The organism is Streptomyces sp. NPDC054796 (assembly GCF_053611545.1).
Map to the genome: position 1 here is coordinate 1 of NZ_JBSHAO010000160.1, position 1,892 is coordinate 1,892.

The window sequence follows — 1,892 nt, forward strand, 5'->3', positions numbered from 1 at the left end:
GTCCGCCAGCAGCAGCTGGGCGGAGGGAATCGCCGCCTGCGCCGCCTACCGCTCAGCACACGGCAACCTGGAGCCTCCCCGCGGCTGGACGACCACGGAAGGGCTTCCCTTCTACAGCTGGCTCGAATTCGGTGACGGAAGGCGCGGGAGTGAGGACGGCGGAGTCGGCAACCAACTAAGCCACGAGTCCCAGACCACGGAAAATGTGCACGACGCCCGAATCCAGTGTCACCACTCCACTTTCATGAGGCAAAAGATGCCAACTCGCCTGCGAATCGCCGTGATCTCCTCCGGCCCCACTGAATTCTCCACAATCCACGCCGCCTGCACGGACGCCGGCCACCTTCCCGTCGCCTATTTCTACGGTCGTTCTCTTCGCTCTGGCGGCCCGAATCTCGACGACGCGGGCGAGATGACGGCGTCGATCCTCGACGCCGTTCCACCAGGAATGGACCTGCTGCTCCCCGGTGACATGAAGGGGCTTTCCCTGGCGCTGCAGGGCTACCGACCGGACCTTCTGATCGTCTTCGGATTCGCCTGGAAGCTCCCGCCCCACGTTCTGGCGATCCCGCCGCTCGGCGCATTGAATGTTCACGTGTCCATGCTGCCCAAGTACCGTGGCCCCGCACCCCTGTTGTGGGCGATTCGCGATGGCGATCCGAGCAGTGGCATCACCGTGCACCGCATGGACCACGATTTCGACACCGGGAACATCCTCGCCCAGCAGGACGGCATTCCCCTCCCCGACGACATTACCTGGGAGAGCTACTGCACGGACGCGATGCCCATCGTGCATGAGTTGCTCCGCACCTCGCTGGACCGGGCAGTGGCCGGTGACGCGGGTGCACCCCAGGACGATTCGGCAGCCAGCTACGCCGGATTCATGGAACCGGAATTCTCCTTCATCGACTGGACCAACAGCGCCCGCACTATTCATCACCAAGTCAGAACGCACCGCTTCATGCGCTCGCCCGAACGTCCGCTCGCCAGGGTCGACGACCGGTGGCTGCACGTGCAGCGCACCAGCCTGGAACCGGCCGACGGACTCCTAGTCACCTGCGGCGACGGGCACCCGCTGTGGATCACGGAATCCGCGACGGCGCAGCCACCAGAGCAGCGGGAAGGAGAATGAAGGCGGTTGGGCGCGGGAGGAGAGCAGGTGGTGGGCGGCCGGTGCGGGCCACTGCAGCACGCGGGGTACGACTGCACCGAACGCGCATCATCTCGGAGTCGCACCACGTACCGGCTCAGCCTGGTGCGCTACCGTCGTGATGTCTACCCCTCACCAAGCACCGGCACTTTCTCTTCGCTGCCGGGTAGCAACGTCCCTGCGTACCCTGCGGTAGTGCAGCCACCAAGCCGGGTCCAGCCCCAGTAGTTTCACTCGACGATTCCGCCTGCGTACCCCCTGGACGCATTGCTTCGCTCGGAGGGCCACGCTGCCAGGACGGGTCAGCCGGAAGAATTCCGGCTGAAAGATCGGCCTCGTCGCGCCGAGTCGACCGATGCTCATGACACCCAATGCGGGAGCACTGAGGCGGCACTCTATCCACAGCCCAGCTGCCGCGTTGGTCACTCGTACGCGGTTCTGCCTGCGTTCTACCGCCGCGCGCTTCCAGCCGCGCACGCTGCGGACAGCGTGAGCGATCTCGTCCAGACGGTGGGCAGCATTCGGTTCGGCGGCGGTTCCGTCCTCCATATATCCTCCAAGGCGTCTGGGATATTCCTCCCTACGCCCGACCCCACCCGAAGGAACGACGGTCGTTTCGGTCTGATGCTTCAGTAGCCGTTCCGCCGACCGCGTCGCCAAGCCCAGAATGCGCCAATGGCGGATATACCGAGGGCCTGAAATGCGACGACGGGGGTGTCGGCTTTCGAGGCAGCCAGGATTC

Annotated in this window: 1 protein-coding gene; it reads left to right on the forward strand. The window is 65.0% G+C overall.

The annotated features are described in order from the left end of the window. On the forward strand, window positions 1–1,132 hold a 1,132-nt coding region (locus ACWGJ2_RS40360), incomplete at its 5' end, for a methionyl-tRNA formyltransferase (protein WP_453351406.1). Window positions 1,133–1,892: the final 760 nt, after the last annotated feature.